Here is a 25,729-nt window from a genome sequence, read left to right on the forward strand (position 1 = left end):
ATGCATTCAGCTAGTGCGCGGCTTCGTAGGCCTCAACGATCGAGGTCGGGATGCGACCGCGGTCGGATACCTTGTGGCCGTTGGACTTCGCCCACTCACGGATCGCCTGGAGCTCCTTCGGGTTGCTCTTCTTCGCAGACGAGTTGGACGGCGCGGAAGAGGCGCCTGCGCGCCCACCGGTCTTGCGGCCGGCGTCGATGAACGTCGCCAGCGCCGCGTGAAGCTGCTCGATGTTGCTGTCGTTCAGGTCGATCTCGTACGAAACTCCTTCGAGCGCAAAGCGCACGGTTCCGCCCTTGCCATCTTCGATCGGGTTGCCGTCGAGGTCATCGACGAGTGTGAGCTTCTGAGCCATATCAGCCTCCGGGTAGTGAATGGTCGACCATGACTATACACAAATTCGCGTTGAGAGCCGCCCTAGCGCGTTTGAATCGCCGAAGGTCTCAAAGACCCACGTCTGCGCTTGCACTGGCTTCACCGCGCCCTGAGTCTCCTTGCAGCGCACTTCTTCCCAACGTCTGACGGTTTGCTTAGACTTCGTGCATGGATTGGCGCGAGTCGAGGGACGCCCTACTGGCCGCCGTGCCACATCCTCCGGGGGATCTTCTAGACCAGCACGGACCGGGCCTGTACGCATGGTGGGACCTGTCAGGAGCGCTGGCACCGTTCTGGCCGGTTGAGCTGCTCCCGGTCAAGCAGGAACGTCCGATCTACATCGGTTCGGCCAAAGCGACGCTGGCGCTACATGCCTCGGAGATGCACCTGCGGTCAACGCGGAAGTCGGCTTTGCGACGGTCGCTCGTCGCGCTGCTCGTGGACGAGCTGGAGCTGAGGGACCAGATCACCCCCGGGCCGGGCCAGAGATTCGGGCTGACGGAAGAGGGCGACTCGCTCCTCACCTTCTGGATGGCGAACAACTTGCACGTGACGTGGCACGAGACGTCGGATCCGGGCGCGGTGGAGCGCTTGATTGCTCGTAATTTACTACCGCCACTAAATGATGTGCCGCTGAGGCCTCGGAGAGAAGCTTTGACGAACAACTCGCTTCCTTCGCCTCTCTGATAGGAATTCGCCGCTCCTAGCCTCTCGCATCCAGGTCACGCCGGAAGCGTCGCGAAAGGACACTGCTACCAACGCTGGCGCAGAGATCCACTTCTCGACCAAAAGTACGTCGTTGCCTGGTTCGATATCCCCTGCTGAGGACCGCGCATAGCGGTAACTCGTAAGGAGTCTGTAGGTTTCTCGCGTGTACGCGAAAGAGAGCGATCCAATGAGAATTGTGAAGAAGCGGCGGCTCTTAAGTAGAGCCATGACCGACGCCGCTAGTTCGTTCGCCGCCTTCAATATGTACTCGAACTGTACGTCTCCAGATACCGAAACGTACAGTTCGATTTCGGCAAGTGGACGGTCTGAATTATTTCGGACGGTATATTCGACGACGTCCTCGCCCTCCGGACCCACAACATTGAAATTGATGTCGATAAAAAGTAAGCGGGCCTGCTCCGAGCGGAACCGCTTGTTCTCCGATCTGAAGATGAGGAACGGAACCAATACCGCCAGCGCCGTTAATAGTCCGGTCACCCAATCGGCAGTCGAGCCCCAATCCCATTGCCTGATGTCTCTTGTACCCGTCAGCCACTCGGAGAAGTTGCCCCACCACTCAATCACCCAGTCAGAGTAGCGGGCTAGACGACCATGACCGTCGCGATGGTGCTCGTGATCGAGCGGCTCGTGCTCGCTAGGTCCCACTGCACCGTCACGTCCGGCGACATGTCAGCCGTGGTGTCGAGCGTCGTCATGGCGCCGGCGTTGTCGATGTCCTGGAAGAACTTGCTCGCGCCGATGGAGTACGAGGCTTCACCGCCCACGATCACCTTGCCGGCCGTACCGACCTCTCGGACGACGATGAGGCAGTCGAAGGTGCAGGCCTTGTTCGTCGCGCTCGCGAGCAGCGCAGACGTCACCACCGAGGCGACGACCGCTCCCCCGAGCTTGACGCGGATGGTCAACGACGACCCGACGAGCGGTGTTGAGTAGATCCCCTCGCCGTGAATGCGGATGCGCTTACCCATGGTGAGCGCGTTGGCCTTGATCAGGTTCGAACCAACGCCGGTCCCGAGCAGGCTGGTCTCCGCTGCGGTGTTGGTGATCGTCCGGTTGGCCGTCTGCGAAAAGATCAGGCTGTCAGCGTTCGGGTTGTACGTCATCAGACGACCCTCCATGCAGACGGGAACGCCTTCAGTGTCACGGCTGAGCCGGACGGCAGCGTGTAGGTGTTGGCCGTAGTCACGTTGCCAATCAGCTCGGCGCCGCTGCCCTTGATGGTCGCGGCGGCAGCGTTGATGTTGATGAACTCGTACATGCGCCCCTGGCAGGTCGCGAGGGCCGGCAGTGTCTGGGTAGCGGTCGTGTTCAGTTCGAGCGAGCAGTGAGTTGCGTCGAGGGCGGTGGCGGCGGAGCGGACGTTGACTCCAGTCGCGATCGATCCGATGACTTGCAGAGTTGAGTTGGCAGCCACGCTGTTGATGCCGACGTTCCCCGACGGGAGGATGACCATGGCGTCGCGCGTCACCCCTGCGGCGTAGCTTTGCGAAACACCGAAGTGCAGTTCGCTGCCCGAGCCAGTCTTCTTCGAACCAATTCGAGCAATCGGTCGCGTGGTACTTGCCTGACTCTGCATGAAATCCAGGTACTGGTATGTGTCACCGGTCGCGTTTGTCCCATAGACGGTCACGGGTCCGCTCGTGGAGTTGACGAATGTGGCAGTATCGACGTAAGAGAACGTCTTATTCCCAACAGCAATCTCTGACCCAGCCAGATGCATGGCTCGCTCCTCTACGTCGTTCAGGGCCGCTTGTACGGTAGTACCGACGACGTTTCCGCTCGGGGTGTTTGTGATCTGAGCCGCCGAGTAGTCACCACTGGCCGGCACGACATTGCCGCTTCGCCCATTGAACGTATCAACGTCGCTCGCCTCTATTAATGCAATTTGCCCGTCCACGTAGGACGTAGTGGCGTACCCATCGAGTGCACCAGGGTTGTTGCCGATAAATACGTTGCTCCCAACATCTACTCCACCGTTCGTATAGATCTGGTATGACGGGGTCAGACGAACGTCGTTGCCGGTCACGACTCCATGGTTTGACACGTTAGATCCATCGGTGGTCAGAACGATTGCGTAGCTCGGATTTCCATAGACGCCGAACTTATTATTATCGACATTGAACTCGATCGATCCGTTCATCGTTATGCCGCTCGCCGATCCGACCATGCCGTATTTGTCGATGTAGTTATTAACCAGCTTGAGACCGTGAATGCCATAACCCGTGAACACATTTGTTTTGATGCCGTGGAAGTTCACGTTGATGATCTTCGAGTTTGTAATCGTGATGTCGGACGGGTACTCACGGTTAACAGGCTTCGAGAGGAGGAATCCGTTGCTGAATCCATTTACGTTGATGTTGTCGTAGAGCACTCCAACTGCGCCATGGTCCGTTTCAATTCCGCTCGATGTTGCAGCGGTCAGCCATGTCCATGTTGGAGCCGAAGAATAAGTTAAAGATATTGATCCGGCTACCGGCAACTGGAAATACCCGCTTGTTGTTCCCTTCATCGCGCCGTTGATGCTGACTGCGCTGACCGTTCCACCAGTCAGGGTAATTGCGACCTGGTAAGGAAATGGGTTGATGACAGTACCGGTACTTGCAGGTATACCCGGCGTTGTCGGAACCGTCCATGTCCACGTAGGAGGTGAACCGTAAGTCAGGGAGATGTAGCCAAATCCGGGTAGGGAGTACGTCGAGGCGGATGCTTGCAGCACGCCATTGATCGTCACCGTCGACACCGAGCCAGTGAAGGTGATTGTGACTGGGAACGAATAAGGGTTATAAAGCGGTGTCGCCCCGGGCGGCACAGATGGAGTTGTGGTCGCGTACATGCCAGGTGAAAAGGTCGTGTGAGCGAATACATTACGAATCACGGTGTTGTGAAGATTGGTCCAGTTCTGCGCCGTGCCGTTCGGATTGATTCCTGATTGAGAAGGATACACATAGAGGCCATCGATAAGACCGTTGACGATGCCACCACCTCCCAGTGAGTCCCAGCCACCGCGTTCTCCTTCGACGTATAAGTTCTTAACCACTGGACGCCTGATGAAAGGCGCGTTACCGGCTGGCGAAGATATTGCCACCCCGTAGCCGAACGGCTCGATTACCTTGACATTCTCCACTCTCGGATCGTCCACGCCCTGGAGCGTAATACCGTTCGAATACGGGGTCTGCTCTGCGTCGAGTTGTCCATTCGGGTACTGCGCGGACAAGTCGATTGTCAGGTCTGAGATACGGATATTTTGGAGGTAAGGCACCACGCTATTTGCCACGCGGAACGCGTCACCGTTGCCACCCGTGCTAGTAGTCGAGCCGAAGATGATAGTTGCATCAATTCCACGACCGCGGATCCAGACCGAGCTTCGAGGCAGGATGGCCGTCGAAATGTAGTGTCTCCCGAGGAGTTCAACGATTCCGCCAGTTGCACTTGCGGCGACAATCGCGTTGTTAATCGCGGCTGCGTCATCTGTTACGCCATTGCCCACGGCCCCGTAGTCGCGCACGCTGAACACTCGGGAGACGTTGCGCACCGTCGGCGCGTTAGAAGGACCGGTGATGTCGCCACCTATCTGTACCTTCGATTCCAACGCAGTCTGCATCGCCGTCGGGATTGGCTTGTCGAGGTCGCTCGTGTTGTCCACATTGCCGAGCTGAACGTCACCCTTGGTGAGGCTGACGAACTCGGTGTCGTAGTTGGCGGTGGACCGCTTCCGCAGGAACTGCCCGGCGCTTCCGCCCTTGGCGACGCCAGGACCAGCCGGCCCCGTGGCAACGGCTGAGCTGGAGAGGGTCGTCGTGCGAACCTGCGGATCGCCCTTGGGCGGGGTGACCTGCACGACGTTGCCCTTGAGACGAACGCTGGTGACCTTGCCGGTTGAGCTGACGACGCGGACGTACCAGTTGTACTGACCGAGCGGGATGAGGGACGAGTACGGCACGGACGGCTGCGAGCTGAGTACGAAGTCGAGGGTGCGGGTGCCGGCCGCGAGGCTGGTCAGCTCTGCTGTGATGAGGGCGGCAGGGTCAACGACGGTGTCGGATGGCGCTGCCGTCTTCGGCACAACGTAGAAGTACGCACGAGCGCTCGTGAGATCACCGAACAGCGACGCGACCGGCACGCGGATGGTTTGGTCGTCTCCCCTGGTGATCTCTCCGAGCCTGTTCATTAGACGTCCTTGTTCTTCGGTGCGATGTAGACGCCGATGAACCCGATTCCCGCCGCTACCAAGATCGTGATTGCTGCGTTCAACTCGTCCCCGAGGACGATGCCGTACTTTGCGAGCAGTGTGACGAGTACCGCGACGATTGCTCCTGCTAATGCTTTACTTGCTGTCATATGGTCTCCTTTACTTGATGTCTAGAGCAGCCTTGATGGCCGCCAGTTTCTTGTCTGCGCCCGCGCCGCTCTGAGCGTTCTGCGCCTCGTCGAGCTTGTCGCGAAGTGCACCGGCCAGATTCTTATAGAGCAGCCACTTCGGCTTGCCCGTGTAGTAGCCGAGGGCCGCCTTGTCGTCTGCCCACGGTGCAAGTCGAGCGAACGCATCCTTCACCTCGTCAGCACTAGGGACGGTGGTGCCAAGGATGTCGCCCTGCAGTTGCCGCACGTCGTTGCCGACGTAATACGGCACCTGGTCTTTGTTTGGAACTGCGTCTGCGTAGCGCGAGAACGCGTCCCTCACCTGCGCTTCACTGGGTTTGATCATTTCTTCTCCTTTCACTCTTAGGAAGCCGAGTAGCCCAGGTGCGAACATCGTGTTGATGCTGACCCTCAAGCTGCCGCCGTAGTTCTGATTGAGCAGCCGCCCGTTGTACCGGATGCCGATGTGGCCCTCCGGCCCTGTCCATGAACCCGGATCGTCTCCCCAGACCGGGATGTCACCGTCGCGCTCCTGACCGGCCGGGACCCGGTCAAAGTGCGCGAGCACCGCCGGGTTGGACCAGTAGTCGACGGCGTTACCCCACACCGCGGTTTTGATGCCGAGTACCGCCTCCATGTAGAGCCGGACGTACGAGACGCACTGGCCCCTGTAAGTGCCCGTGCCGGGATTGCCGTAGGACCCGCCGATCGGGTAGCCGGCCAGGAACTGTTCAAGCGTCATGAGCGTGGCTCCTTAGGCTTGAGGTCTAGCGCGTGGAACATCAGAAGTAGGGCAAAGATGCTCGAGGTCAGGCCGGACCACTCCGGTGAGAGCGGCGCGACAAAGTTCCAGACCACCAGGATCGAGACGAGGGTGGTCGCTGCGGTGAGCCACCGGTAGCCCTTCGTCCAGGCGTTCACGGCGGCGAAGAGGTACGGGATGAGCCGTAGGAGTGCGACGACTGCGAACGTAATCATTGGGAGACCCCCGCCCACACGGTGAGCGCAGTTGCGACTGCAGCCGCGACGAGGGCAACCGCACCGACAAGCTCCTTCGATTGAAACCATCTTGTTGGAGTCATCACCTGCACGGTTGTCGCGTTCGGTGCGTTGATTTGTTGAGGTTGACCGGGGTTATCGCGCTGATGCTGGGCAACGGCAATAAGTCCGGTCTTCCACTCCTCAATAGTATTAACCCGCCCATTAGTCTTGATTGCTTGCTTTTCAACGGCCTGTAGTGTGCTGTTCATTTGCACCAGGATCAGCATGATGTCGTTGTTGGTTGGGTCTTTCGGAATGACGAAGTCTGCCATTAGGCCACCTCGTAAGTAGCGGCGATCATCAGTTGGTCCCCGGCGGCCCAGGTCATCGGCACTGAGGACGTGATGCTGGCGAAATTCGCGTACGCAGCACCCGCGCCGAAGACGCCGAGCTGGAGCTTGCTGGTGCTGGCCGTGTCGTTGATGCGCACCACGCCGTAGTAGGAAGCAGTGCCCGCGTCCTCGATGCTGAGATTGCCGATCTGCTGGCGGACGTTGTAGGTCGGCTGTAGTCGAGCGGGGCCGTGAACGAGAGTCCGCTCGACGGAGTAAATGAGCTAGTGGTGCCGAAGATGAGCTTGCCCCTGATGTGAACCGTCTTCCCGATGACGACGAATCTGAAGTCGACGGTCGCGTTGCCGATCGTGAGGTCGGTCCACGTTGGGGTCCAGGAGCGCCAAGCATCGGTGAGAGTCGTGTTCCGCTGGTCGCTCACAGCAGTGACGGCACCTGCGCTGGTGGTGACCTTCGAGACCAGGACGTTGTTGGCCGGCGTCGCTGGTCGTGCCGCACCGAGCGCCTGAGGGTTGTACTGCACGTTTCCGGTGTTGTCCACGTAGATGTAGGTGTCGCGCGAGGCGGCGAAGCCGTACGACGCGACGGCAGGCACCGGCAGGCGTTTCCCCGCCACGTACGCCACACCGCTGGTCATGGTCCCGTTCAGGCCGGACGTCTGCGACCAGATCAGGCCGGACGAGACGATGTTGCCGACAGTCTCGCTCTGCCGGGTCTCCGGGTTCGAGTTCGTGTCTGCTGCGGCCGCAGTCAGGGTGCCTGCGCTGATCTTCGAGCCGCTGAGGGCAGAGATATTCGCGTCGTCGAGGTTGCCGTTGACGGCAGCCGCGATCGCGTTTGGTCCCTGGTTGATCAGGGTGTCAGTGAGCTCGTCATTCGGATTAGCTTGTGGGACGGTTACTACACCCATTTTGTCTATCTCAGTGCGACCCGTCCTAGTTACTACTAGAATACCAAGTTGTGCTGATGCGGTAAAGACTAAAGCGCTGGAGTAGCTGCACTGCCGCCATAAAGCATTGTATTTTGCTGAGCCGCTGCAATGCGTGCACGCAGTCCTGCGAGCTTTGCCCGCGCCTGCTCGGGGCTATCAGTAATCTGAGGAAGTGTTTTGATGATGCCCTTGAGTTCAGTCTCGGACGGGGCGTCCGTCTTGCCCAGCGCTTGCAGGATGACCGGCACGTAGCTCTGAAGCTCGTCGTTGTAGAGCTTCGCAGAGCCGTTCAGACCAAAGTCCCCGAGTGTGTTCGCTACGCGTCCACCGAACACGCCTGAGCCGCCTCCTGCGTCTGCCAGACGGGTCTCAAGCTGCTGAAGCGCGGTCTCTGCGTTGCCCGCAGCTATGAGGTTCTTCTGCTGGACGCTGTTCAGTTCCGCGCCTACTCCTTGCGATTCGAACTCGGTCGAGAGCGCGTACATGTCCTTCAGAACGTCCGCGCTGGCAGAGTCGCCAGCGGCCAGAGCCTGCATCAGTGCTTGGCCAAGCTCCTGCGACGAGTAGCCGGTGGGGTTGGTCTGAGCAGCATCTGGCGTCGTGCCGGCTGCCAACCCTCCGCCGAGCTGGCTAGAGGCCAGGGCTGTCTCAAGCGACGGGTCTGCTGCAGCGTCTTCGGATCCGGTGAGTAACCGACCCGCGAGCTGACGGCCAGCGAGCGGTAGAGCGCCCTGACCTGGGGTCGGCGCAGCTCGAAGCGCACCGCCTGAGATCTGGCTCGCTGAGCGGAGGGTGTTCCCGGCAACGTTGGCTACCGGGTTCTTGACCACGTTCGTCACAGCTTCGCCGATCATGCTCTTGATGCCGCCAGCGTTGAACGCGTTACCGACACGTCCGCCGGCAGTCAGCGAGTTGCTCTCGCCCTCGTCGATGATCTTGCCCACCCGGACGAACGGAGCCATCGAGCCACGTAGGTCGCCCACGGTCTTCGCACCCATGACGTTCTGGTCCACGTACTTCGCCCACTGCGGGTTGTTGGGCTGGAGGTCGAGTAGCTGACTCCTCAGTGCTGGTGTCAGGGTGTTCGATAATTGCTTGTTTGCACCCGCACCCGTGTAGAGGGCATCCTCCAGTTCGTCTCGGACCAGTTTGAGGACAGCGGCTTGGTCGGCCCGCTCCGGAGTCGACAGACGGTAGTTGTCACCCTTGCCGGTGAGGTCGGCCGCTCGCTTCTCGAGCGCGCGCATCGTTGACAGCACCTCCGTGGGGTTGAACTCAGTTGCCACCGAGCCCTTGGCACCGCCTCGTAGCTTGTTCATCTGAGCTGTGAACACGGCTTGGACCGACTTGCGGTCCTTCTCAACGAGACCGTAGTTCTCTACGGCGTCGGTGAAGACCTGCTGGACGCGGTCGATGTTGACTCCGCCTGCGCGTCCGACGGAGTCAGACACTGCCTTGGTGATGAGGCCGTCTGAGCCCGTGACCGCAGCCGCGAGCCGTTCGGCGTCGACCGGCTTCGTGATGCCCGCGTCGGCGAGTGTGGCGATGGTGCCCGCTGGGTCAGTGGAGCGAGCGAAGGGCTTGCTGATGGTTCCGTACTGCGAGAGCAGGGCCTTGTTGCCAGCGTTCTTGAGCCGACCACCCACTGAGGTGACCGATGGAGCGGCTGAGGCCCCTGCTGCAACAGTGCCGCCAACTGCTGTGCCGGTGAGGTTCCCACCAAAGAGACGCTCGGCGGTCAGACCAGCCTGGTCGTCGAAGCGACCGCTCGCCACGCCCTTGCGAACGGCACCTTTGCCGATGGTCTGGATCCCCGCCTCTTGGACGAGCTGGCCTGCCGACTTGGAGCCGAGACCAGTGCCTACCTTGACGCCAGCACGAGCCAGCTTGAGGCCTGCACCGATCGGGAGCGACGTCGCACCGCCAATGAGTCCTTCCTTCAGGACGTTCTTGCCGAGGTCGTCGCCGGTGATCGCGTTCTCCGCGAGTTCACCACCGGCTGATCCGATGCCACCACCGAGAAGTGCCCCGACGAGGCCACCGACGGCTGTACCGACGACGGGGACGACCGACCCGAGGGCTGCGCCTCCCGCTGCGCCCGCGAGCGCGCCGCCGATCCCGCCTCCGGTACTGATCTGGTCAAGGAAGAAGCCCTTCTTCTTCTTGGCTGCCGGAGCTGGTGTTGCCTTGAAGTCGAACGCTGGTCTGCTGAAGCCGTTGTCCATTACACCGCTCCTAGCAGTTGAGGGAACTGCGTACGAAGGACGTTGAGGGTGGTCGGATCGTTCGGACGTGCTTTCAGTTGGTTGTAGGCGTACTGAGCAGACTTGTCACCCTGTGAGCCCATCTCGTACAAGATGTTGCCGATGCTCTGCTTCGTCTGAGCCGCGTACTGCGCCGCGGTGATCGGGGCGCCGTTCGAGCCCGTGAACGCGAAACCGCCCGCCTTGTTGCGGGAGATGGATGGCTGTGACCCACCTTGGCCTGCCTGGGCTTGACCGCCGAGGTAGCGGGAGATGTCTGCGACCGGAGAGGTGGCCGCTGCGCGAGCCGCGGCTGCCTGGCGCTCCTGCGCAGCCAGGTTCTCGTTGAACTGCCGGGTCTGCTCAGCGAACTGGCGCTCCTGTAGGTCGCGCGCTGTCTCGCCCTCGTAGATCGACTGCGCTTGACTGCGCTTGTCACGAGCGAGCTGCTGTAGCGACTCCTGGAGGGTCAGCTCCTTCTGCGCTCCGGAGGACTTGAGGTTGGCGATAGCCGGCGCATAGTCCGTCGCGGCGTACTGGGCCTGCTCCCCCACTGGGATGCCCGAGAAGCCGAGGCCACGGCGGCGTGAGGCGTCCAGGATGTTGGTGTTGGCCTGGGCCAGCTTCGCGTCGGCCTGCGCGACGCCCGCTTCAGTCTCACCCGGGATGGCGTTGAGACGAGTATTGATGATGCTTTCACTACCCGAGTATCTTGGGTTCAATTCCGAGAGGATCTGGTCGAGGCTTCTGGCCATGAATAAGTTCTCGCGCGGCTCGTCCTAGTTGCCTTTAGAATAACACGCAGCAAGTGGAGTTTAAATAGGTCAGATTCCTGACTCTTGAAAGATCAGATACTTGTAGCTCCAGACCAGGTCGTCGAGGCCGTCGTTCAAGCTTGAGACGTTCGAGAGGTCTATGTAGAGGTTCGTCGAGTCTGCGCGCGCCGACGAGAAGATCATCTCGCCAGTCGGACCGAGGTGGACATACGACGGCAAGTTCGAGAGGCCAGGGTAGGTGTAGTACAGCCCGCTTGGGTTCTGCACGTAGACCATAAACGCAGGGATCGTCGGCTGCCCGTGCGGGATGACCTGCGTCACGACGCCCATGGTTGGCCAGGTCGCTGGTGGGCTCATGGTCACAGTGCCGGTCTTCACGATCTTCATGACGTTCTGAGAGGAGTCGAAGATCAGATCGTCCCCCGTGTCTGTCTCGGCGTTCTTCCCGTCCTTCGCCACCTTGAGGACGGGCTTGCCGCTCTCGGTGATTGCCATGTAGATCGAAGGCGTGCCCTGCTCGTCGTTCAGCACCAAGCCAAACTCCCCGTTTGGGAGGCGGCCTACGTTCATCTTGTCGTCGTCGTTCTTACGGTAAGTGAGCCCAAGCGTCTCTTCGCTGGTCTTGCCGATCAGCAGCTTGTCAGGGCTGTTCTGCCCGCCAAAGGTCTTGAGGTTCGTCTCAGCGTCGAGCTTCGCGAAGTTGCGGTTGACCTGCGCAACGATCGCGGCCTGCGACGATGACGAGTTGATCTGGTTGAAGTTGTTGGCCATCAGTTCAGCCTCTGCGTTTCGATCGTCAGCACTTCACTGTCCAGCTCGACGGGTTCGCGCGCGGCGACGTGGCGGTAGCGGCGCTGGATCCGTTTGAAGGTCCCGGGGATGGTGAGCCTCGGCTCGACCATGCGCTGGCCGGCCAGACGGACACCGGTGTTGAGTCTGAGCCCGGTGTTCAGTCGAGCCCCGCTGCCGGAGACGTCGACGGACGAGTACGAGGGTGCGCCCGCGAAGTCCTTGTCGTAGCCCACCTCGACGGCGTAGGAGCCGGTGACCGAGGGGAACTGCGGGTAGTGCTTCGGCGCCCGCTTGCTGGAGGCGGGAGTGTCGAAGTGGTTGTAGGCGGTCCTGAGCTCGTACTGAAGCTGGTCACCCAGGTTGTGGTGGTCGTTCGTCGCCAGCTCGCCGTAGTAGATCGCTGCCACGCGGTTGCTCGCCTGCAGAAACACGTCGTCCTGGGCGTAGCGGCTGAACGTCCGGCCGATCGGAGTGCCAAGGTCGAGCGCTTCGAAGCAATTGAGCAGCAGGTTATACACGAAGCATCTGGTGTTCGCGGCGGCTCCCTGCGGTCCGTGGAAGATGTAGAGGCGGTTGCGGTACAGCTCCAACTGGATGGCGCTCTTGTTCGGGATCGCCAGGTAGTCCTCCAGGAACGACTCCGCCAGGTTGCGGCTCTCGGTCCCGTTGAACATGTGCACGCCCTCCTCGTCAGCGTGGAAGACGTAGTTCGCGTCGAAGACCACCGACTCCTGCGAGAAGGTCCCACGTTGGTCGGGCGCCTCGTCGAGGTTGAACGTGTCGTTGTCGGACCCGTTGAGCTGGAACTTGTTGCGCTTCGCGAACAGGTAGAGCACGCCGTTCAGCTTGGCGAAGGCGGTCAGGCCGTCGTAGCTCTTCGGAGCGGGAACGTAGATGAAGTCAGTGCTGGTGTACCGGTCGTACTCCGCGAAGTTGGAGTAGAAGATCCTCGTACGGTCCTCGACGTCGTTGAAGAAGAGCAGTCCCTTGTGCTCGATGATGAGGTCTGGCGTGTAGGGCGCAGCGGTGATCTGCGTCCACTCGTTGAAGTCGTACTTCCAAGGCTTCTCGAGCCCGTTCACCCAGTACGTCGCGTCCTGGACGATCTGGGTCCGGACGTGGGTCGCAGGCTGGCTGAAACCCGACCTCACGACGGCGGTAGCGCCCGTTGTGTCGTTGACGGAGTAGACCGAGCCGCCGGCCGAGAACAGGGTGACCTTCTGGCCGTTCGATCGGTAGGCACGCAGGAGCCCCTTCACTCCACCAGCGGGCGATGAGTGCACCGCGACGTTGGCGGCGACGGAAGTGGTCGACCAGGCTTCACCGGCGGTCGCGCTCGACAGTGCCGTTGCGGCTGAGCCGGTGGTGCTGACCTCGTACTCCCCTACGTTCGCTGACTGACCGCGAATGGTTACCCAGAAGGCGGTCGAGGTGTTGATGTCGGGAGCAGCCGCCAAGCGGACGGTTCGGTAGGACCACGTGCTGGACACGTCAGCAGCTCGGATCGAGCTACGGGCGAGCACAGCCCCTGGGACTCCCCCTGCGTCGGCACACAGCTCGACGAGGACGGTGCCTCGGCTGGTTGCCGTCGAGCGGATGCGAACGTCAGCGCGGGTGATGCGCTCCGTCTTGGTGCTTGTGAGCTTTTGAGACAGCGCCTGCGAGCCGCTGACCGTCAGGACGGATGCTGAAGCAGTTGATGAGACGGACGCGTTCAGCGCCTCTCCTACGGGTACCGAGTAGTGGTCCAGACCTCGGCGGGTCTGGTAGCGACCGATCTTGACGAAGCGGGCGTCGTACGCAGCGGCCAACTCGGTGACCTTCATGTCGTCGTTGTCCTTGTACGTGTTCACGCCGTCTTTAAAGCTGATCGCCCTCGTCTGACCCTTTGCGGATGAGAGCGGTGGGATCGCAGTGCGGTAGCCGAAGCGCGACTTAACCACGTCGTCCTCGTAGCGATGACTTGCCGACACGGAGCTGACGGAGCCCGTACCGCTGAAGCATGTCCTCCGCGAGGTCCTCGACCCTGCGGTCGTGCAGAGCAGCCACGTCGAAGTTCTCCCGGTAGCGCTCGACGCCGGCCAGCCCACCCTCGACGAGGAGGTTGCTGAACTCCTCGGGGATGAGGGGCGCGCTGTCGTCACTGAGACGAGGAGCGGCCACGCGGTAGCGCAGCCAGATCGTGTAGTCGGTGTCGAGTGGTCGGTCCCAGTACAGCTCGCCGCCGTAGTCGGTGTAGGTCGAGGGTCGGCCGGCAGGGTTTGTGTCAGGGACTGGGTTCCGCTCGAAGAACTCGGTCGGCTCGATGAACTGCGGGTGGCTGAGGCTGGCGGCTTGGTCGGCGCTGCTCAGGACGAGCTGCAGGATCTCCTGGTGGCCGCTGTCGTACGCGAAGGTGGTGGAGTCGGCGTAGAGCGTCTCGACGAGCCGTGCCTCGGTGAACGGGAAGCGATGGCGGTTCAGCACCTCGTCCTGCGTGTCCTGGAGATAGCCGCGCACGAGGTCACGACTGAACGACGTGTCCTTCGCTCGGGCGATAACTTTGTCGATGAGTGAGGACACGTTGTAGTCGGCCATGTTGATCTCGTGCGGCTCGTCCTAGTTGTCTCTAGAATAACAAATTGCCGTGCAGCTGCCTAGGTGTCGTGTACGATGCGGCCATGCGCTTCTTTCGCAGGTCAAAGTCGGTACAAGAAAAACAACCAGCTACAAAGACGTCGAGTACTGACACACAAGGACCTCCTTCGACTCGCCACGAAAAAGAACCCGAAAGGCGCGGGCTAAATCCAGCGTGGACGGCAATCGGTGCGGCGGCGATCGCTCTCGTCTCATCCCTGATCACTACGAGCGTATCGAACAACATTGACGTTGCCAATAACCGAAACGACTTTCTTCGCGACCAGCGACTCGCCGCGTATAGTGAATTGATTAACGCCATGTCGATACAGGACGCCGTCATGAGGCGAGCTTTCGACGAAGCGACTAGCAACTTTGAGACAACAACTGATATCCCTGCATTGAATGCAGAGCTAGAAAGCGCGCAGCAAACCGTTGTAGAGAAGAATTCTGTAGTATCCGCGGTGGGCAGTTCGTTCGCGGTATATTCTGCGTCATTCGCAGTCAACCACCGAGCCGCGTTCACGGACTTTCTGACTCCACAGATGGGGGTTCAACTGATGAGAAACCAGCTAAGTAGGGCACTGATCGGAAACGCTAACTCCGCTATCGATTGTTATACCGACGAGACGCGCGTTTATTTCACAGGCGCAGTCCGCTCAGACTTAGGAGTGATTGAGCAACGGGAGACGTATCGAGAACCCAAGTGTGAGGATTACCTTCTGTTATCAATCGACGACCCTCAAGTGATCGGTGTCGAGGGAATTGAGTGAAATTAAAACCAGCCCTTGCGGGCTGGTCCGAGCACACTTTTTCGACTACTTCTTCGCAGGACCTTTCTTCGCAGTGGGGTCTGTCTCACCCGTACCGTGCGTCGCTCCGACCAGTTCCGCCTCAGGCGTATCCTGGTACTTCAGCTCGGCCGCGTTGATCGCGTCCTCCTTCGCACGGTGCGCGTCGAAGCGCTCGTCGTCGTTGAGACGTCGAAGCGTCAGCTCTTCAGCTTCTTTCTTGATCTGATCAAGGTAAGAGTTCTCTTTAGCCATGGTTGATCCTCTCAGCTACTAAGCCGCAACGCGGTGAGTAGCGATCGCGTTAATTTTGGTAGTGAGTACGAATGCGTCGTAAACGATGCGTCCTTCAAGCAACCAGCCGTTGTAGCCGGGTGCGTTCTTGTGTGTGATGTAGTCCGTGAGGACCATCGGGCTCACCATCGCGTCCGGGTGAGTGATGATGAGGTCGGTATTCGTAGGCATGTAGGTGCCAGGCACGACCACAACGTCCACACCGTCAACCTGGCCCAGAGAGCCGGTCTTGCGGTCTTTGTAGGCGTCGTCGCTCGCGAGAACGAAGTTGCCTTGCTTCAAGAAGTTGTAGTACGTCGCAGTCATGAACGCGACGCGTCCGGTCGTTGGCACGATGTCATCAGTGATGTCAGCGTTCAGCGTCAGGAAGTTGTTGTATGCGTTCGCAGCCGTCGTCGCACCAGGGGTGACGAGCGTGCTCTTGCCGTTCGCGACCGCAGCGGCGCTCAGCGCAGCGAGGCGGTACGTGTCGATCTCAGGCACGACCACTTCGCGGATCTGACGAGCGAGCCACTGGCCGCTGGCCATCACGCCTTGAGACTCGTCGTTGTTGCGACGGTCGATGACGGTGCTGAAGGCACGGTCACGGGCGAGTGTGAGGGCTTGCTTGGTTGTTCCGGCGTCAGTCAGTGTTCCGTATCGGTTCGCGCCGGTGCGGGCGTAGTTGCCGAGAGCGGTTGTGTCGACTGAGTAGATGTTGACGGTTGTGACGCCATCAAATTCGTAGTCTTGGTTCACAGCGCGTTCGGTCAGGTTGGTCTGACTGAACCGTTCAGCCACCTTCGGGCTGTATTTAATTGCGAGGTTTTGAGCCATTCATGTAGGTCCTGCTTAGGGTTTTTCGAATCCAGCGAGGAACGGGTCTTCTTTCGGTGGGGTTGCGGCCGTGGCTGCGCTGCCAGTAGGTGAAGTCGCTCTCTGCTTGTTCGCAAGCGTTTCGAGTGCCTCTTGACCACCTTGTCGCTTGATCGCGCCCGCATCGACGGGCTTCGCCGGTACTGCTAACGCGCGGAACTGATCGAGTGTCAGCCGGCCCTCGTTGAGGAGCGCTGCTGTCTCGGGGTTCGCCTCGGCGTACTTGCCCATGGCGGTGTCCTCTTCAGCGGTGACGTCGGCTTCGACCTTCCATTGGTTGATCGTTGCCGCGTTCTGGAGCTGAATGGCGATCGCGTAGGCTTTCTGCGCCTCGGTAGCGTCGGGATCGACTGTTGCGGTGGTGTTGACTTGCTTGGCAAGCTCTGAGGCTTGCTGGGTAGACGAGTGCATCTTCTTCTCGATCTCGCGCCAGGACTTGGCGATTGCCTCTTGCCCCTCGGGAGTGCTCGGGTCGATGCCCTTCTTGTCTAGCCATGCCTTGTAGTCGAAGTCATCAGCGGGAGCCTCGAGCTCTTCGGCTGGTGTCTCTGGCTCGGGCGTTTCCGGCTCGTCGGTGTCATTTGGTGTTGGTTCTACGGGCGTCGTATCCGCCGCTGCTGGCTGCTCAACAGGTTGTGCCTCTGGGGCGCCTGGTTCCTGAGGAGTAGCAAGGGTTATGGGTTCATCCATGTAACCGTCTCCATGCTTACTTCACCCCTCTCTATTGGTGGAGAGGTGCTGCGGGAGCACGAGCTAAGTAACCAGGACGAATTGCTTACTTTGTATTGGGCTCGTACTGCCCCAGCACACCTACACGATCGGCTCAGGTGTCTCCCTCCCCCGCACGGCAGCCTTCAGCCGCTCCAGGAGCGTTGGGTCGGCCAGCACGTTGCGGCTGGTCGTGAAGTAGTCGATCTCGGACTGCACGGTCGCCGCCTTCGTGGCCGCGTGCGCGCGGTACGAGTCGTTCAGCTCCGTGTTCATGGCGATCTCGATGTGGCGCTTGCGTGACGCCTCCAGTCGAGCCAGGTAGTGCTGGCCAAAGCGGGAGCTAGCGAACGCCGTTGCGTCCGTCGCCAGGTCGAGACCGCTGTACTCAGACACCGGGGACTCCTACGGGCGCAGGAGCGCCGCCGAGGGCAGCGGGATCAGTGGGTAGGCCGGCCAGCGCTGGGTCCGACGTGATGATGGCTTCGATGTCTTCCTTGTCCATCTTGAACATCTTCGGGTAGAACCGCTTCTTCGCCTCGACGAGGTTGTTCGTCGGGTCCTGGATGACGGCCTGGTAGGTCTCGCGTGCTTCCTTGCGGCTCTCGGCCTGCTTGGACTCAGCGTCCACTTCGAGCGTGATGCGTGGCTTCCAGTCGCCTGCGATGTCGGCAGGGTCGAACACGGCGACGCCCTCCATGAGGTCGGGGTCGATGGCGGTCACGTCGAAGCCGTACTCGATGAGCACGTCAGCGCCGGTCTTCTTCGCCTCGGGTGCGGAGACGACCAGGGGCTCGGTGACGTACAGCTGGATCATCTTGAGGAGGATCCAGTACTTCCAGTACAGCGCGTCGCCGGTGAAGATGCGCGCCTTGCTCTCGATGCGTGCGCCGGTCTGCTGGAGCGCGGAGCCAACCTCGAACTTGGTGCGGTCCTTCTCGCTCAGCGTGCCGTTGGCAGCCTCCGAGATGGCCGTGGCCTCGCGGATGCCGTTCTTGATGTCCACGCGGTTGTTGAACGAGTTCGGCGGGATGACGCCGGCAGGGATGTTGGCGAGCGAGCCAGGCCTGAACGGGTAGACCGTGCCTGGGTCGTCGTTGATCAGGTCGATGAAGTCGATGTAGTCGGGGTCCAGCTCGCGTTGCATGGCGAGCTGCTTGATGATGGCGTCGCCCTCCATGTTGGTCATGTCGTTGAGGCGCTCGACCTCCTTGGCGATGGCGTTCAGCTCGCTGGAGGCGTAGAACAGGCTCTTCTTCCGGTAGTTCCGGTAGAAGTAAAACGGCACGATGCCCTTCGCCTCGGACTTCGCTCGAGCCTGCGCCTTGGTCAGTGCCTCAGCGTCATCGGCCGGCACGGCGTCGAGGTAGCGCTTGAGGAGCATCTGCTCGTGGCGTGCCTTGTACGGGTTCACGACGTCCTCGATGACGTCTCGGCGGTTCTTGATGGTGACGACGCGGTCCACATCCCAGATTTCCAGGATCTCGTCCTGGTCGTCCTTGGCCGAGCTCAGCGTCGAGCCAGCGAACATCTCCTTGAGCTGCGCGTCGGACGGCTCGTCGTTCTCGGTCGTCGCGGTGGCCTCGGCCGTCTTCTTAAAGCGCGGGACCAGCTCGCCGTACGTCTTGCTCTTGGGATCGGTGTCCACGACCTCGTAGTCGTCCAGCGCTCCCTTTCGCACGAAATAGCGGCGGCCGGCGTAGTAGCCGTGCTGCTGGAGCTGCGCCGGGTTCTTGACCGTCGGGTCGACGATGGCGTCGCGCATGGCGAACGTCTCCTCGTGCGGGTGGTCGATGTCCCAGATGAGCATGTTGGCGTCCATGCCGACCTTCAGCACCTCGCGGTAGCTGTCCTCCTGGTTGAGGTCCCACTGGTCGTCCTCGGCGTACTCATCGATGAGCGCGTTGAGCGGCGCGATGTCGGTCTTGCGCATCGGATCGCCGGACGTGTAATCGATGCGAATCTCAGCGTTGTTGAGCGCGCTGGTCATCGTCTCGATGGTGCTGAACGGGATCGGCACGAAGGTGTCGGTAGTGCCCACGTAGGAGGCATGGACGCGCTCCTGGTCGTAGAGCTTGTTGTCCCGGTCCCACTTGTCGTGCCAGTTGGCCTTCTGGTAGTCGTAGGAGTCTTTGTACCGCTTCAGATTCTTCTGAAGTACGGAGTCGCTAGAAGTGGTGTCGCTGCTATTGGTTTTGCGTTTCGCCATGTAGTGCCTTTATGCCCTTCAATATGAAGCAGCGCACGTCTTTTGTCCATAGCGATTTCACCAACCGCGCGGCCGCTGCTTGGCGCGAGCCACCCAGTCCGCCGTCTTGATGCGCGCCTCGCCGGCCGTGGGCTTCAGCGTCTCGTTGCCGTAGCGCGTGGCGTCCAGGAAGTGGTTCCAGAGGTCGATCGGCGTGTTGAGGATGCGCCCCTCCTTGTCCGTCATCCACATGTAGTTCCGGTACTCCTTGATGCCGTTGGTCGAGCGCTTCGTGATGCTCACCCGCTGGTCCTGGAGCTTCTGGATGCCCTGGAGCACGCTTCCCTGGCCCTTGTTGGCCGCGAGGACGTTGACGCCGTAGCTCTTCAGCTCGTCGATCGACTTCGGCTCGCTGCTGTCCGCCACGACGAGCGTGCGCGGCTGCGGCAAGTTCAGGAGGATGTCGGCGATCTGCTTGTTGCTGAGGCCCTTCTGGTACGTCTGCTCGTCGAGGATGATCCCGCCGTTGTAGCTGTAGATGTCCACGAGGGCCGTCGGGTCGTTGCTGTACCCGAAGTCCAGGCCGCGTCGCTCGAGGCGGGCTTCGTGCGGCACCTCATCGACGATCTGCCAGTCAGTGAAGACCTTGCCCTCCACCTCACCGAGCTGACCGAGGCCGTAGACCTGCCACCACGCCTTGTTGTTGCGGCGGGCCTCGATGCTCCCCACGATCTGCGGGTCGAGCGCTTCGTTGTCGACGTAGGTCAGGGTGATGAAGTCGTGCTCGCGGTTGGGAGCGACCTCGTCGTACCACCAGAACTCCTTCGTGGGGTTCCAGTCGAGCCAGACCTCGCTCTTAGTGCGCACCTCCAGTTGGTCGAAGGCGCCGTGGCTGACGTTGTTCGCCTCGTTCACGTAGAGCCGGTCACGACGAGGGCCGCGCACCTTGCTCGGTTGGTCTGCGCTGAAGAACTCGATCTTGGAGCCCGTCTCGTACGTGTAGATCGAGTCAGTGGCGTTCCAGCTCGGATCTTGCCAGTAGCCGTGCGCCTCCATGATGTTACGGAAGTCGCGCATGGCCCCGCGCTTCAGGTGCGGGTAGGACTCGCTGACGATGGACGTCAGGGTCGGGGTGCTGTCGGACTGCGCCTTGTCGATGAGGATCGTCAGGATCGAGATCGTCTTACCCGCGGACGTACCGCCGGCCACGCCCTTGATGCGCTGCCTCAGAGCGAGGAGCTTACGAGTCGCGGTGGTCGCTTGGTACATCACCACTCACGTGCTGCGTCAGACCGCCCAGAATCGGCGCCGGTAGCTCCTTGCCCTTCGTCGTGAGGTCCGTCTCGCGTTTCTCCGCGTAGCCGTGGTTCGCGAGGACCAGCTTGACGATGGTGCTGTTCCACTCGCCCTTGAGGCCCTTGTTGAGCGCCTGGTAGTGCTGGAACGTCTTGATCCGAGCTAACGTCTCCGAGAATCTGCGTCCAAGATCGCTGTCTACATCGCGCCACAAATACAGGCTGGACTCGGCGACGTCGAGGAAGATCGCGAGGCCGACATGACTGGGCAACTCGAAGCGAGCCATCTCTCCGATGTACTGCTCTGCTCGGTCAACAAGCCTCTTCGTCAGTTTTGTTGGTCTCGCCATACGCCTTTATTTATACCATGTCAGTGTAAATTGTACCATTAGGATCCGAGATCACAGGATGCCTTGCGATAGCCTTCTTCATCGTTATGTAACGATTTGCACTGACGTCTCGGCACCAAGTCATTCCAGCAGCGTCCTGCACTATAACAACAAATGAATTAAGATCAGGCTCTGACGTGTAAGCGAATGCTGCCTGGGCGGTACGACCTGTGTTAATCACCGCCGAAAAATTTGGCGGCTCTTCGAGAACGAACATCTGCATGCTAGCTCGGCCCTGCACATCCGGCGGTCCCACCAGGAAGGCGTGCACGACTGGAGCAGATCCAGCATTCACTAATCGGCCAGTCACAGCGTAGTGACCACCACGATTAAGAGGCTCTTCAAGAGTAAGACTAAATGCTAAGTTCCGAGCGTGTTGCTGCCGACGATTCTTCTGCTCACGCCAGTTGAGGGAGAGTGCAACAACAACTGCTGCAGTAGTACCCACACCGCTAACCCAATCAGCGACGCTTCCCCACTCGATCACAGCTCGCCACTCCGCTGACGTTCTCGGCGGGCAGCTACTGCTCGCTGTCTGTTAAGTTCAATCCGAATATCAAACAGCTTCGCTTCCACCCACGTCATCTGGCGTTGCTTCGTCCTCCACGCTTCAAGCCAACGCCGCGAGCGGTACGATCCGTCTTTCAAACGTCGGTGCCACCTATGGCCGTTTCCGTCAGAAAAACTAATCACCGGATCGTACTTCCTCGGGTCAATAGCCACGTCGATATTCGTTATTTTCGATTCTCCAGGATCGAGTACGAGATCCATTGCAGGAATGCTTACGGGAGCGATGCTCTCATACTGGTACTGATCCTTCTCATCGAAGAAGGCTACAGAAGCAGAGTAGATAGGCGAATCGCCAGTGTTGTGCGCGATTACGTCGAAGGTGACAGTCTCGTTGTCGATGTCCATTTTGAGCTTCGTTACAACACGGAACCGTTCGGCAAGTGCTCGCTTCTTGTCTGCTAGGTCGCGTCTCCAAAGATATGCGCCGCCAATGAACGTAACTGAGGTGGCAATCGCGCCCACCCACTCAGCCCAAGACCCAAGTTCCATGCCCGGAGCCTAGCGGTGACCTCCGACGACGTAGTTCAACAGCTCCTTGGCGTGACACCGCCGGCATCCCCGCACGACGAAGTATGCCGAGCCAGTGAAGCGATCGTTCTCGACCGTCACCGTCTGCTTGAACGTCTCCCACGTGTGAACACAGGTCTGCGGACCGACCCGGGCAGCCCGGCGTGCCTCGGTCGCCAGCTTGATGCGAGCGTGGAGCCCAGCCCGCAGGTCATCGAGGCGCCCAGGGTCTACCACCACGTCGTTTCCTTGAAGACAGTGCCGTAGTTGTTGGTGCACTGACCGGTACAGGCCCAGTACGCGGCAGCAGCCGCCCACGAGCCGTAGCGCCCGCTCATGTAGTCGGTGAACCACTCGTCCTGGCACGCGTAGTCGGACAGCAAGCAAGGGAGCTTGCTGCACGGCAGGGCCTGGCCGAGACCGCAGGCTCCGGACGACGCGTTGATGGCGTCTGTCCGGGTCCCACTCTCATGGTGGTAGATGAACGCCTTCGCCTCGGCCTCCGTATCGACGGCCGGCGTCGGCTCTTCAACGGGCGCTGTGGCCTGCGGAGAGACTGCCAGTGGCTCGAGGAGCGCTTCGGACGCGTGTTGGGCCGTCTGGCTCTGCGGCGCGGTAGAGACGGCTTCTATCGCGCTTGGTCTTTTGACACGACCTGCATGTCACTGACGACGTTCTGGCGGGCCTGGCTGTGGATCTCGATCCCGGCGAAGTAGCCAAAGATGGTTCCGGCTGTCGCGAAGGCCAGCGCCGTGACAGCGACGGTCAGAATGAAGGTTGACAGGCTGAGTCGGGTCGGTGCCTTCGTGAAGATTACGTGTGGTGCTTTGGTGTGCGTTGTACTCATATTCAGTTTTCCTTGTTTAGTTATGATTACTTGACTGAGACGAACGTGATCTTGCCCGGCGTTCGGTAGTCAGTGATTGCTATTAGGTCAGTCATGTTTGTGTTCCTGTTTATTTGACTGCCTTTAGTTAAGCACGAACGTTATGAATAGTCAATACTATTTACTGCCGATATGGAACATCACTCAGGCACACCTCGGTTGAGGTCCGATCGCGCAACATGTAACGGACCGCAACCTTCGAGTCATCGTCCCCGCCTGGACCTACGAGGATCGACGAGACCGGAGTGTCGTCGCCGGGTACATCGGTGAACATGAACTCACGATAAGGCACGAGGCCCCTACTTGTGACCCGGGTCTTAATACCCGAATCATCCCGCATGGAGATCAGACGCCACTCTTTCTCCTCCGCGAAGGCGGGATGCTTGCAGTAGGTCGCGTACTCGGACAAGTCATCAATGAGGATTTCTTCGAAATCCATTCCCCGACCCGCGCGGCGGACTGCGTCGACCACGATTGGGCGAAGAGCATCTCGGAGAGCGTCTAGGTCATAACTGCACTTTCGCAGGATCCACTTGAGGGTTACACGAAGGCCAGCGGGATCGAAGCCAATTGCATACGATTGTCCACCTCCGCCATAGCCTCGCCACTGGCTAAGCGCATCGCGTTCAGCCGAGAACGAAACAGCGAAGCACGGAGCAAGCACCGGCTCGCGCAGAATCTCGCCGACCTCCTCGACCGCGCCGTCAGCCTCTTCTGGCCATTTCGACCAGAGTTGCTCAAGAATCTCGACAGCCACATCGAACACATGCCTGAACTCCCGCTCATCGTTCATATACCGCACGTGTGATCCCCAGAGAACACGTCGATCCAATATTCCGTGGAGCCCTGCGGCAGTCGTGTAGTGCCAGAGCGTCGACGGGAGGTCGTCCTCGCCGAAGACATGCGGAACAGTGGGGTTGCTCATGCCGCGATCCTGTCAGATCCTCCGCACCGCGTTCGCCCATACCCACGCGTCGAGCTTCGTACCGTCCGACATGCTCCACTCGACGTGCACAGCTCGGTCGTTCCACTCGACGGCGAAGGCGTCAGTGATGACCGGCCGCTCCTGGAAGCGCACCCAGGCACGCACCGGCACGGCCGGCCCTCGCTTGACCGGGTGGTCCGCTTCGTCGAGCTCCTCCGGCGTGACTGACATCGGTACGGTACGTACTGCTGCCTCGCTCACGCGCTGCTGTGTCAGGCGGTCGTAATGGTCCTCGTAGCGTCGGTTCGATCCCATGGCGTCCGAAGGTAGTCGAACGTATGTTCGCACACCACCCGCGGCGGCGTGTCCTCTACGGTGGTGCCATGGAGCGTAGATATCAGGTGTTCATCAGCTCAACCTTCACGGATCTAATCGAGGAACGAAAAGCGATTATTGAAGCTCTACTCCAGATGGACTGCCTCCCGGCGGGAATGGAACTGTTTCCGGCTGGGAATGAGGACCAGTGGACGCTGATCCAAGGTGTCATAGACGCCTCGGATTATTACCTTGTCGTTGTGGGTGGCCGATACGGTAGCACTACCGAAGAAGGAATCAGTTACACGGAGAAGGAATACAACTACGCAATTGAAAAGGGCATCCCGGTTATGGGATTTGTCCCCGCGGAACCTGGGAAAATTCCTAAAGACAAACTCGACATGGACCCGAAAGCGCAGAAACGCCTCGCGGCTTTCCAGGCGAAGGTTCAGAACAAGATTACGAAACGCTGGAATAACGCGAGTGACCTCCAAGCCCAGGTGATAGTAGGCTTGGCACATCTTCAAAAGAAGTTTCCAAGGCCGGGCTGGGTCCGCGGCGATATGGCCATGACTGAGGAAACTCGGACTCAAATAGCAGAATTGCAGGCCGCTCTGTCCAAAGCGGAAAAAGATGTACTGGTGCGAGATAAAACAACCTCAAGCGAGATCGACATCACCTTTGCCCACGGCAAGGACAAAGTAGGACTGTCATTTGGCGCGACGCTTACGGACTCAGATCACAAGATGTACTCAACTTCGGGAAGCTATGAGGTGACATGGGATTACATTGTGCGACGGCTGGGCGTAGCCATGCTCGCCGAAGCTCCCGAAAAGATTCTTCGGGATCGCTTGAATTCGGGCCTTTCCTCTTTGCTGAAGCGCCGTAACTATAGCGAGTATCGTCGAGTCACCGCTTTGATCACCGACGACTCGTGGGGTACTGTGATTATCCAACTGAGGGCACTTGGGATCATTACAACCGGCACAAAGAGAAGGACAGTGTCAGACAGAACTGTCTACTGGGCATTGACGCCCGCTGGCGATGATTACCTCGTCGGACTAAGGGCTCACAAGCGAGTCGCGGATGTCGATACGGCAGTCGAGGAGATCGAGGAAGAAGGCGATTCATAGGCGTCTTGACGCGTCTCGAAGGTCCTCCCAAAGCAAACAGGCCCCCTGTCGAGCGCGTAACAGGCTCGGGGAGTTAGTACTGAAGCATTCCCTGAGTGGGGTGCAGTCGGTCGGTTCTTCAGGGATAGCTTGAATAGCAACTCCCCCTTCAAGGGTACATAAGACGGCAAGCACTTTAGATGATTCTAGTTTGACTTGTCTGCTAGTTCCGCCGGGAACTCTGTACCGATCTCTTCGAGCCGCTTTCCGCCATACATTTTGGCAAGTTCAGCGTGCGTGAAAATCAGGCTGTAGGCGCGGCTTCCACCAAACCTCGATGCGAGACGTTTCGCCTCTACCATGAGTGCGTCTGCTTTGACACGAAACGCCTTGACCTGTTCTACTTCAGTCATTTCTCGTTGGGCTGCTTCTGGGTCCATTATCGTGACTCCGATCCGCTCGCCGTCTGAAATACTCTTGAGTTCTTGAACCGAATTGTCAAGGTGCGCGGGTTGTTTCTCTTTGAGCCCATCAGTACAAAGCAGGCTTTACGATAGCCGAAAACGTTGAGCTGTTTTACCGTGCCATTTTACGTCTGCACGGAAGCCAACAGTCAGGGACTCCCGAGACTACAAAAGAACCGCCCTTAGTAGGACGGTTAGCTCTCAGTTCACGTTCTATTATGAAGGAACGTAATTAGATTGCAACCCCCTACAGGCCGAACTCAGGACGAAGCAAT

27 protein-coding genes are annotated in these 25,729 nt (G+C 59.7%); 2 read left to right on the plus strand and 25 right to left on the minus strand.

Translation table 11 applies throughout. The annotated features are described in order from the left end of the window. Positions 1 to 10: 10 nt before the first annotated feature. The 13 genes from GSU40_RS08830 to GSU40_RS08890 all read right to left on the minus strand — a co-directional run bounded on the left by GSU40_RS08830 (position 11) and on the right by GSU40_RS08890 (position 14,116). Positions 11 to 355: an Lsr2 family protein gene (locus tag GSU40_RS08830; RefSeq protein ID WP_104337020.1), complete on the minus strand. Its 345-nt coding sequence runs from the start codon at positions 353 to 355 to the stop codon at positions 11 to 13. 638 nt (positions 356 to 993) lie between these two features. After that, positions 994 to 1,668, minus strand: a complete 675-nt coding sequence (locus tag GSU40_RS08835) for a hypothetical protein (RefSeq protein WP_160034515.1) — start codon at positions 1,666 to 1,668, stop codon at positions 994 to 996. A gap of 17 nt (positions 1,669 to 1,685) precedes the next feature. Beyond that, a complete protein-coding gene (locus GSU40_RS08840) occupies positions 1,686 to 2,207 on the minus strand; it encodes a hypothetical protein (protein WP_160034517.1) in 522 nt (173 codons plus the stop codon). Then, a complete protein-coding gene (locus GSU40_RS08845) occupies positions 2,207 to 5,272 on the minus strand; it encodes a glycosyl hydrolase family 28-related protein (protein ID WP_160034519.1) in 3,066 nt (1,021 codons plus the stop codon). The genes GSU40_RS08840 and GSU40_RS08845 overlap by 1 nt, the downstream gene beginning before the upstream one ends. Positions 5,273 to 5,452: 180 nt before the next feature. Further along, on the minus strand, positions 5,453 to 6,205 hold the full coding sequence (locus tag GSU40_RS08850; RefSeq protein WP_160034521.1) for a CHAP domain-containing protein: 753 nt from the start codon (positions 6,203 to 6,205) through the stop codon (positions 5,453 to 5,455). After that, positions 6,202 to 6,441 carry a hypothetical protein gene (locus tag GSU40_RS08855; RefSeq protein WP_104352970.1) on the minus strand — a complete coding sequence of 80 codons (240 nt, stop codon included), beginning with the start codon at positions 6,439 to 6,441 and terminating at the stop codon, positions 6,202 to 6,204. Before GSU40_RS08855 ends, GSU40_RS08850 begins: the two co-directional genes overlap by 4 nt. Then, entirely contained in the window at positions 6,438 to 6,776 is a 339-nt protein-coding gene (locus tag GSU40_RS08860) for a hypothetical protein (RefSeq protein ID WP_104352971.1), read from the minus strand. Before GSU40_RS08860 ends, GSU40_RS08855 begins: the two co-directional genes overlap by 4 nt. A gap of 52 nt (positions 6,777 to 6,828) precedes the next feature. Next, positions 6,829 to 7,707, minus strand: a complete 879-nt coding sequence (locus GSU40_RS08865; RefSeq protein WP_160034523.1) for a hypothetical protein — start codon at positions 7,705 to 7,707, stop codon at positions 6,829 to 6,831. A 68-nt stretch (positions 7,708 to 7,775) separates the two neighbouring features. Beyond that, complete coding sequence (locus tag GSU40_RS08870; RefSeq protein WP_160034525.1) at positions 7,776 to 9,953, minus strand: hypothetical protein; 2,178 nt, start codon at positions 9,951 to 9,953, stop codon at positions 7,776 to 7,778. Then, positions 9,953 to 10,726: a hypothetical protein gene (locus GSU40_RS08875; RefSeq protein ID WP_160034527.1), complete on the minus strand. Its 774-nt coding sequence runs from the start codon at positions 10,724 to 10,726 to the stop codon at positions 9,953 to 9,955. Before GSU40_RS08875 ends, GSU40_RS08870 begins: the two co-directional genes overlap by 1 nt. A gap of 69 nt (positions 10,727 to 10,795) precedes the next feature. Beyond that, positions 10,796 to 11,518 (minus strand): hypothetical protein, encoded by a 723-nt coding sequence (locus GSU40_RS08880; RefSeq protein WP_160034529.1) that lies wholly within the window; start codon positions 11,516 to 11,518, stop codon positions 10,796 to 10,798. Next, a complete protein-coding gene (locus GSU40_RS08885) occupies positions 11,518 to 13,392 on the minus strand; it encodes a hypothetical protein (protein ID WP_160034531.1) in 1,875 nt (624 codons plus the stop codon). Before GSU40_RS08885 ends, GSU40_RS08880 begins: the two co-directional genes overlap by 1 nt. Positions 13,393 to 13,474: 82 nt before the next feature. Further along, complete coding sequence (locus GSU40_RS08890; RefSeq protein WP_160034533.1) at positions 13,475 to 14,116, minus strand: hypothetical protein; 642 nt, start codon at positions 14,114 to 14,116, stop codon at positions 13,475 to 13,477. Between the two features lie 83 nt (positions 14,117 to 14,199). Between GSU40_RS08890 and GSU40_RS08895 the strand changes: the two genes are divergently transcribed. Continuing rightward, on the plus strand, positions 14,200 to 14,928 hold the full coding sequence (locus tag GSU40_RS08895; protein ID WP_160034535.1) for a hypothetical protein: 729 nt from the start codon (positions 14,200 to 14,202) through the stop codon (positions 14,926 to 14,928). 45 nt (positions 14,929 to 14,973) lie between these two features. Here the strand turns inward: GSU40_RS08895 and GSU40_RS08900 are convergent, their stop codons facing one another. The 11 genes from GSU40_RS08900 to GSU40_RS08950 all read right to left on the minus strand — a co-directional run bounded on the left by GSU40_RS08900 (position 14,974) and on the right by GSU40_RS08950 (position 23,794). After that, complete coding sequence (locus GSU40_RS08900) at positions 14,974 to 15,201, minus strand: hypothetical protein (RefSeq protein WP_160034537.1); 228 nt, start codon at positions 15,199 to 15,201, stop codon at positions 14,974 to 14,976. Positions 15,202 to 15,219: 18 nt separating this feature from the next. Continuing rightward, positions 15,220 to 16,056 (minus strand): N4-gp56 family major capsid protein, encoded by an 837-nt coding sequence (locus GSU40_RS08905; protein ID WP_160034539.1) that lies wholly within the window; start codon positions 16,054 to 16,056, stop codon positions 15,220 to 15,222. A 15-nt stretch (positions 16,057 to 16,071) separates the two neighbouring features. Continuing rightward, positions 16,072 to 16,785, minus strand: coding sequence for a hypothetical protein (locus GSU40_RS16930; protein ID WP_208543307.1), 714 nt, complete (start codon positions 16,783 to 16,785; stop codon positions 16,072 to 16,074). Positions 16,786 to 16,905: 120 nt separating this feature from the next. Beyond that, on the minus strand, positions 16,906 to 17,199 hold the full coding sequence (locus GSU40_RS08915) for a hypothetical protein (RefSeq protein ID WP_104352979.1): 294 nt from the start codon (positions 17,197 to 17,199) through the stop codon (positions 16,906 to 16,908). Then, positions 17,192 to 19,012 carry a hypothetical protein gene (locus GSU40_RS08920; protein ID WP_160034541.1) on the minus strand — a complete coding sequence of 607 codons (1,821 nt, stop codon included), beginning with the start codon at positions 19,010 to 19,012 and terminating at the stop codon, positions 17,192 to 17,194. Before GSU40_RS08920 ends, GSU40_RS08915 begins: the two co-directional genes overlap by 8 nt. A gap of 57 nt (positions 19,013 to 19,069) precedes the next feature. After that, positions 19,070 to 20,260, minus strand: a complete 1,191-nt coding sequence (locus GSU40_RS08925; RefSeq protein WP_160034543.1) for a terminase large subunit — start codon at positions 20,258 to 20,260, stop codon at positions 19,070 to 19,072. Beyond that, positions 20,232 to 20,636 (minus strand): terminase small subunit, encoded by a 405-nt coding sequence (locus GSU40_RS08930; protein WP_348271952.1) that lies wholly within the window; start codon positions 20,634 to 20,636, stop codon positions 20,232 to 20,234. Before GSU40_RS08930 ends, GSU40_RS08925 begins: the two co-directional genes overlap by 29 nt. A 522-nt stretch (positions 20,637 to 21,158) precedes the next feature. Beyond that, on the minus strand, positions 21,159 to 21,734 hold the full coding sequence (locus tag GSU40_RS08935; RefSeq protein ID WP_160034547.1) for a hypothetical protein: 576 nt from the start codon (positions 21,732 to 21,734) through the stop codon (positions 21,159 to 21,161). A 646-nt stretch (positions 21,735 to 22,380) separates the two neighbouring features. Beyond that, positions 22,381 to 22,599, minus strand: coding sequence for a hypothetical protein (locus GSU40_RS08940; RefSeq protein ID WP_160034549.1), 219 nt, complete (start codon positions 22,597 to 22,599; stop codon positions 22,381 to 22,383). A gap of 160 nt (positions 22,600 to 22,759) precedes the next feature. Further along, positions 22,760 to 23,563 (minus strand): DUF2971 domain-containing protein, encoded by an 804-nt coding sequence (locus GSU40_RS08945; RefSeq protein WP_160034551.1) that lies wholly within the window; start codon positions 23,561 to 23,563, stop codon positions 22,760 to 22,762. 12 nt (positions 23,564 to 23,575) lie between these two features. Next, a complete protein-coding gene (locus GSU40_RS08950) occupies positions 23,576 to 23,794 on the minus strand; it encodes a hypothetical protein (protein ID WP_160034553.1) in 219 nt (72 codons plus the stop codon). Between the two features lie 152 nt (positions 23,795 to 23,946). On the opposite strand from GSU40_RS08950, the gene GSU40_RS08955 reads away from it, so the two are divergent. Beyond that, positions 23,947 to 25,011 carry a DUF4062 domain-containing protein gene (locus GSU40_RS08955; protein WP_160034555.1) on the plus strand — a complete coding sequence of 355 codons (1,065 nt, stop codon included), beginning with the start codon at positions 23,947 to 23,949 and terminating at the stop codon, positions 25,009 to 25,011. Between the two features lie 185 nt (positions 25,012 to 25,196). Here GSU40_RS08955 and GSU40_RS08960 read toward each other — a convergent pair whose 3' ends face one another. Beyond that, positions 25,197 to 25,430: a hypothetical protein gene (locus GSU40_RS08960; protein WP_160034557.1), complete on the minus strand. Its 234-nt coding sequence runs from the start codon at positions 25,428 to 25,430 to the stop codon at positions 25,197 to 25,199. Between the last annotated feature and the right edge of the window lie 299 nt (positions 25,431 to 25,729).

The organism is Rathayibacter sp. VKM Ac-2805 (genome assembly GCF_009834265.1).
Classification (GTDB): Bacteria; Actinomycetota; Actinomycetes; order Actinomycetales; family Microbacteriaceae; genus Rathayibacter.

Coding starts and splice junctions, on each gene's coding strand:
- GSU40_RS08935 (WP_160034547.1), bottom strand. CDS start 21,734: ATGGAACTTGGGTCTTGGGCTGAGTGGGTGGGCGCGATTGCCACCTCA.
- GSU40_RS08875 (WP_160034527.1), bottom strand. CDS start 10,726: ATGGCCAGAAGCCTCGACCAGATCCTCTCGGAATTGAACCCAAGATAC.
- GSU40_RS08830 (WP_104337020.1), bottom strand. CDS start 355: ATGGCTCAGAAGCTCACACTCGTCGATGACCTCGACGGCAACCCGATC.
- GSU40_RS08950 (WP_160034553.1), bottom strand. CDS start 23,794: ATGTCAGTCACGCCGGAGGAGCTCGACGAAGCGGACCACCCGGTCAAG.
- GSU40_RS08945 (WP_160034551.1), bottom strand. CDS start 23,563: ATGAGCAACCCCACTGTTCCGCATGTCTTCGGCGAGGACGACCTCCCG.
- GSU40_RS08880 (WP_160034529.1), bottom strand. CDS start 11,518: ATGGCCAACAACTTCAACCAGATCAACTCGTCATCGTCGCAGGCCGCG.
- GSU40_RS08920 (WP_160034541.1), bottom strand. CDS start 19,012: ATGGCGAAACGCAAAACCAATAGCAGCGACACCACTTCTAGCGACTCC.
- GSU40_RS08890 (WP_160034533.1), bottom strand. CDS start 14,116: ATGGCCGACTACAACGTGTCCTCACTCATCGACAAAGTTATCGCCCGA.
- GSU40_RS08895 (WP_160034535.1), top strand. CDS start 14,200: ATGCGCTTCTTTCGCAGGTCAAAGTCGGTACAAGAAAAACAACCAGCT.
- GSU40_RS08940 (WP_160034549.1), bottom strand. CDS start 22,599: ATGAGTACAACGCACACCAAAGCACCACACGTAATCTTCACGAAGGCA.
- GSU40_RS08850 (WP_160034521.1), bottom strand. CDS start 6,205: ATGACGCTTGAACAGTTCCTGGCCGGCTACCCGATCGGCGGGTCCTAC.
- GSU40_RS08860 (WP_104352971.1), bottom strand. CDS start 6,776: ATGGCAGACTTCGTCATTCCGAAAGACCCAACCAACAACGACATCATG.
- GSU40_RS08840 (WP_160034517.1), bottom strand. CDS start 2,207: ATGACGTACAACCCGAACGCTGACAGCCTGATCTTTTCGCAGACGGCC.
- GSU40_RS08865 (WP_160034523.1), bottom strand. CDS start 7,707: ATGGGTGTAGTAACCGTCCCACAAGCTAATCCGAATGACGAGCTCACT.
- GSU40_RS08900 (WP_160034537.1), bottom strand. CDS start 15,201: ATGGCTAAAGAGAACTCTTACCTTGATCAGATCAAGAAAGAAGCTGAA.
- GSU40_RS08905 (WP_160034539.1), bottom strand. CDS start 16,056: ATGGCTCAAAACCTCGCAATTAAATACAGCCCGAAGGTGGCTGAACGG.
- GSU40_RS08930 (WP_348271952.1), bottom strand. CDS start 20,636: ATGGCGAGACCAACAAAACTGACGAAGAGGCTTGTTGACCGAGCAGAG.
- GSU40_RS08960 (WP_160034557.1), bottom strand. CDS start 25,430: ATGGACCCAGAAGCAGCCCAACGAGAAATGACTGAAGTAGAACAGGTC.
- GSU40_RS08845 (WP_160034519.1), bottom strand. CDS start 5,272: ATGAACAGGCTCGGAGAGATCACCAGGGGAGACGACCAAACCATCCGC.
- GSU40_RS08870 (WP_160034525.1), bottom strand. CDS start 9,953: ATGGACAACGGCTTCAGCAGACCAGCGTTCGACTTCAAGGCAACACCA.
- GSU40_RS08925 (WP_160034543.1), bottom strand. CDS start 20,260: ATGTACCAAGCGACCACCGCGACTCGTAAGCTCCTCGCTCTGAGGCAG.
- GSU40_RS08955 (WP_160034555.1), top strand. CDS start 23,947: ATGGAGCGTAGATATCAGGTGTTCATCAGCTCAACCTTCACGGATCTA.
- GSU40_RS16930 (WP_208543307.1), bottom strand. CDS start 16,785: ATGGATGAACCCATAACCCTTGCTACTCCTCAGGAACCAGGCGCCCCA.
- GSU40_RS08855 (WP_104352970.1), bottom strand. CDS start 6,441: ATGATTACGTTCGCAGTCGTCGCACTCCTACGGCTCATCCCGTACCTC.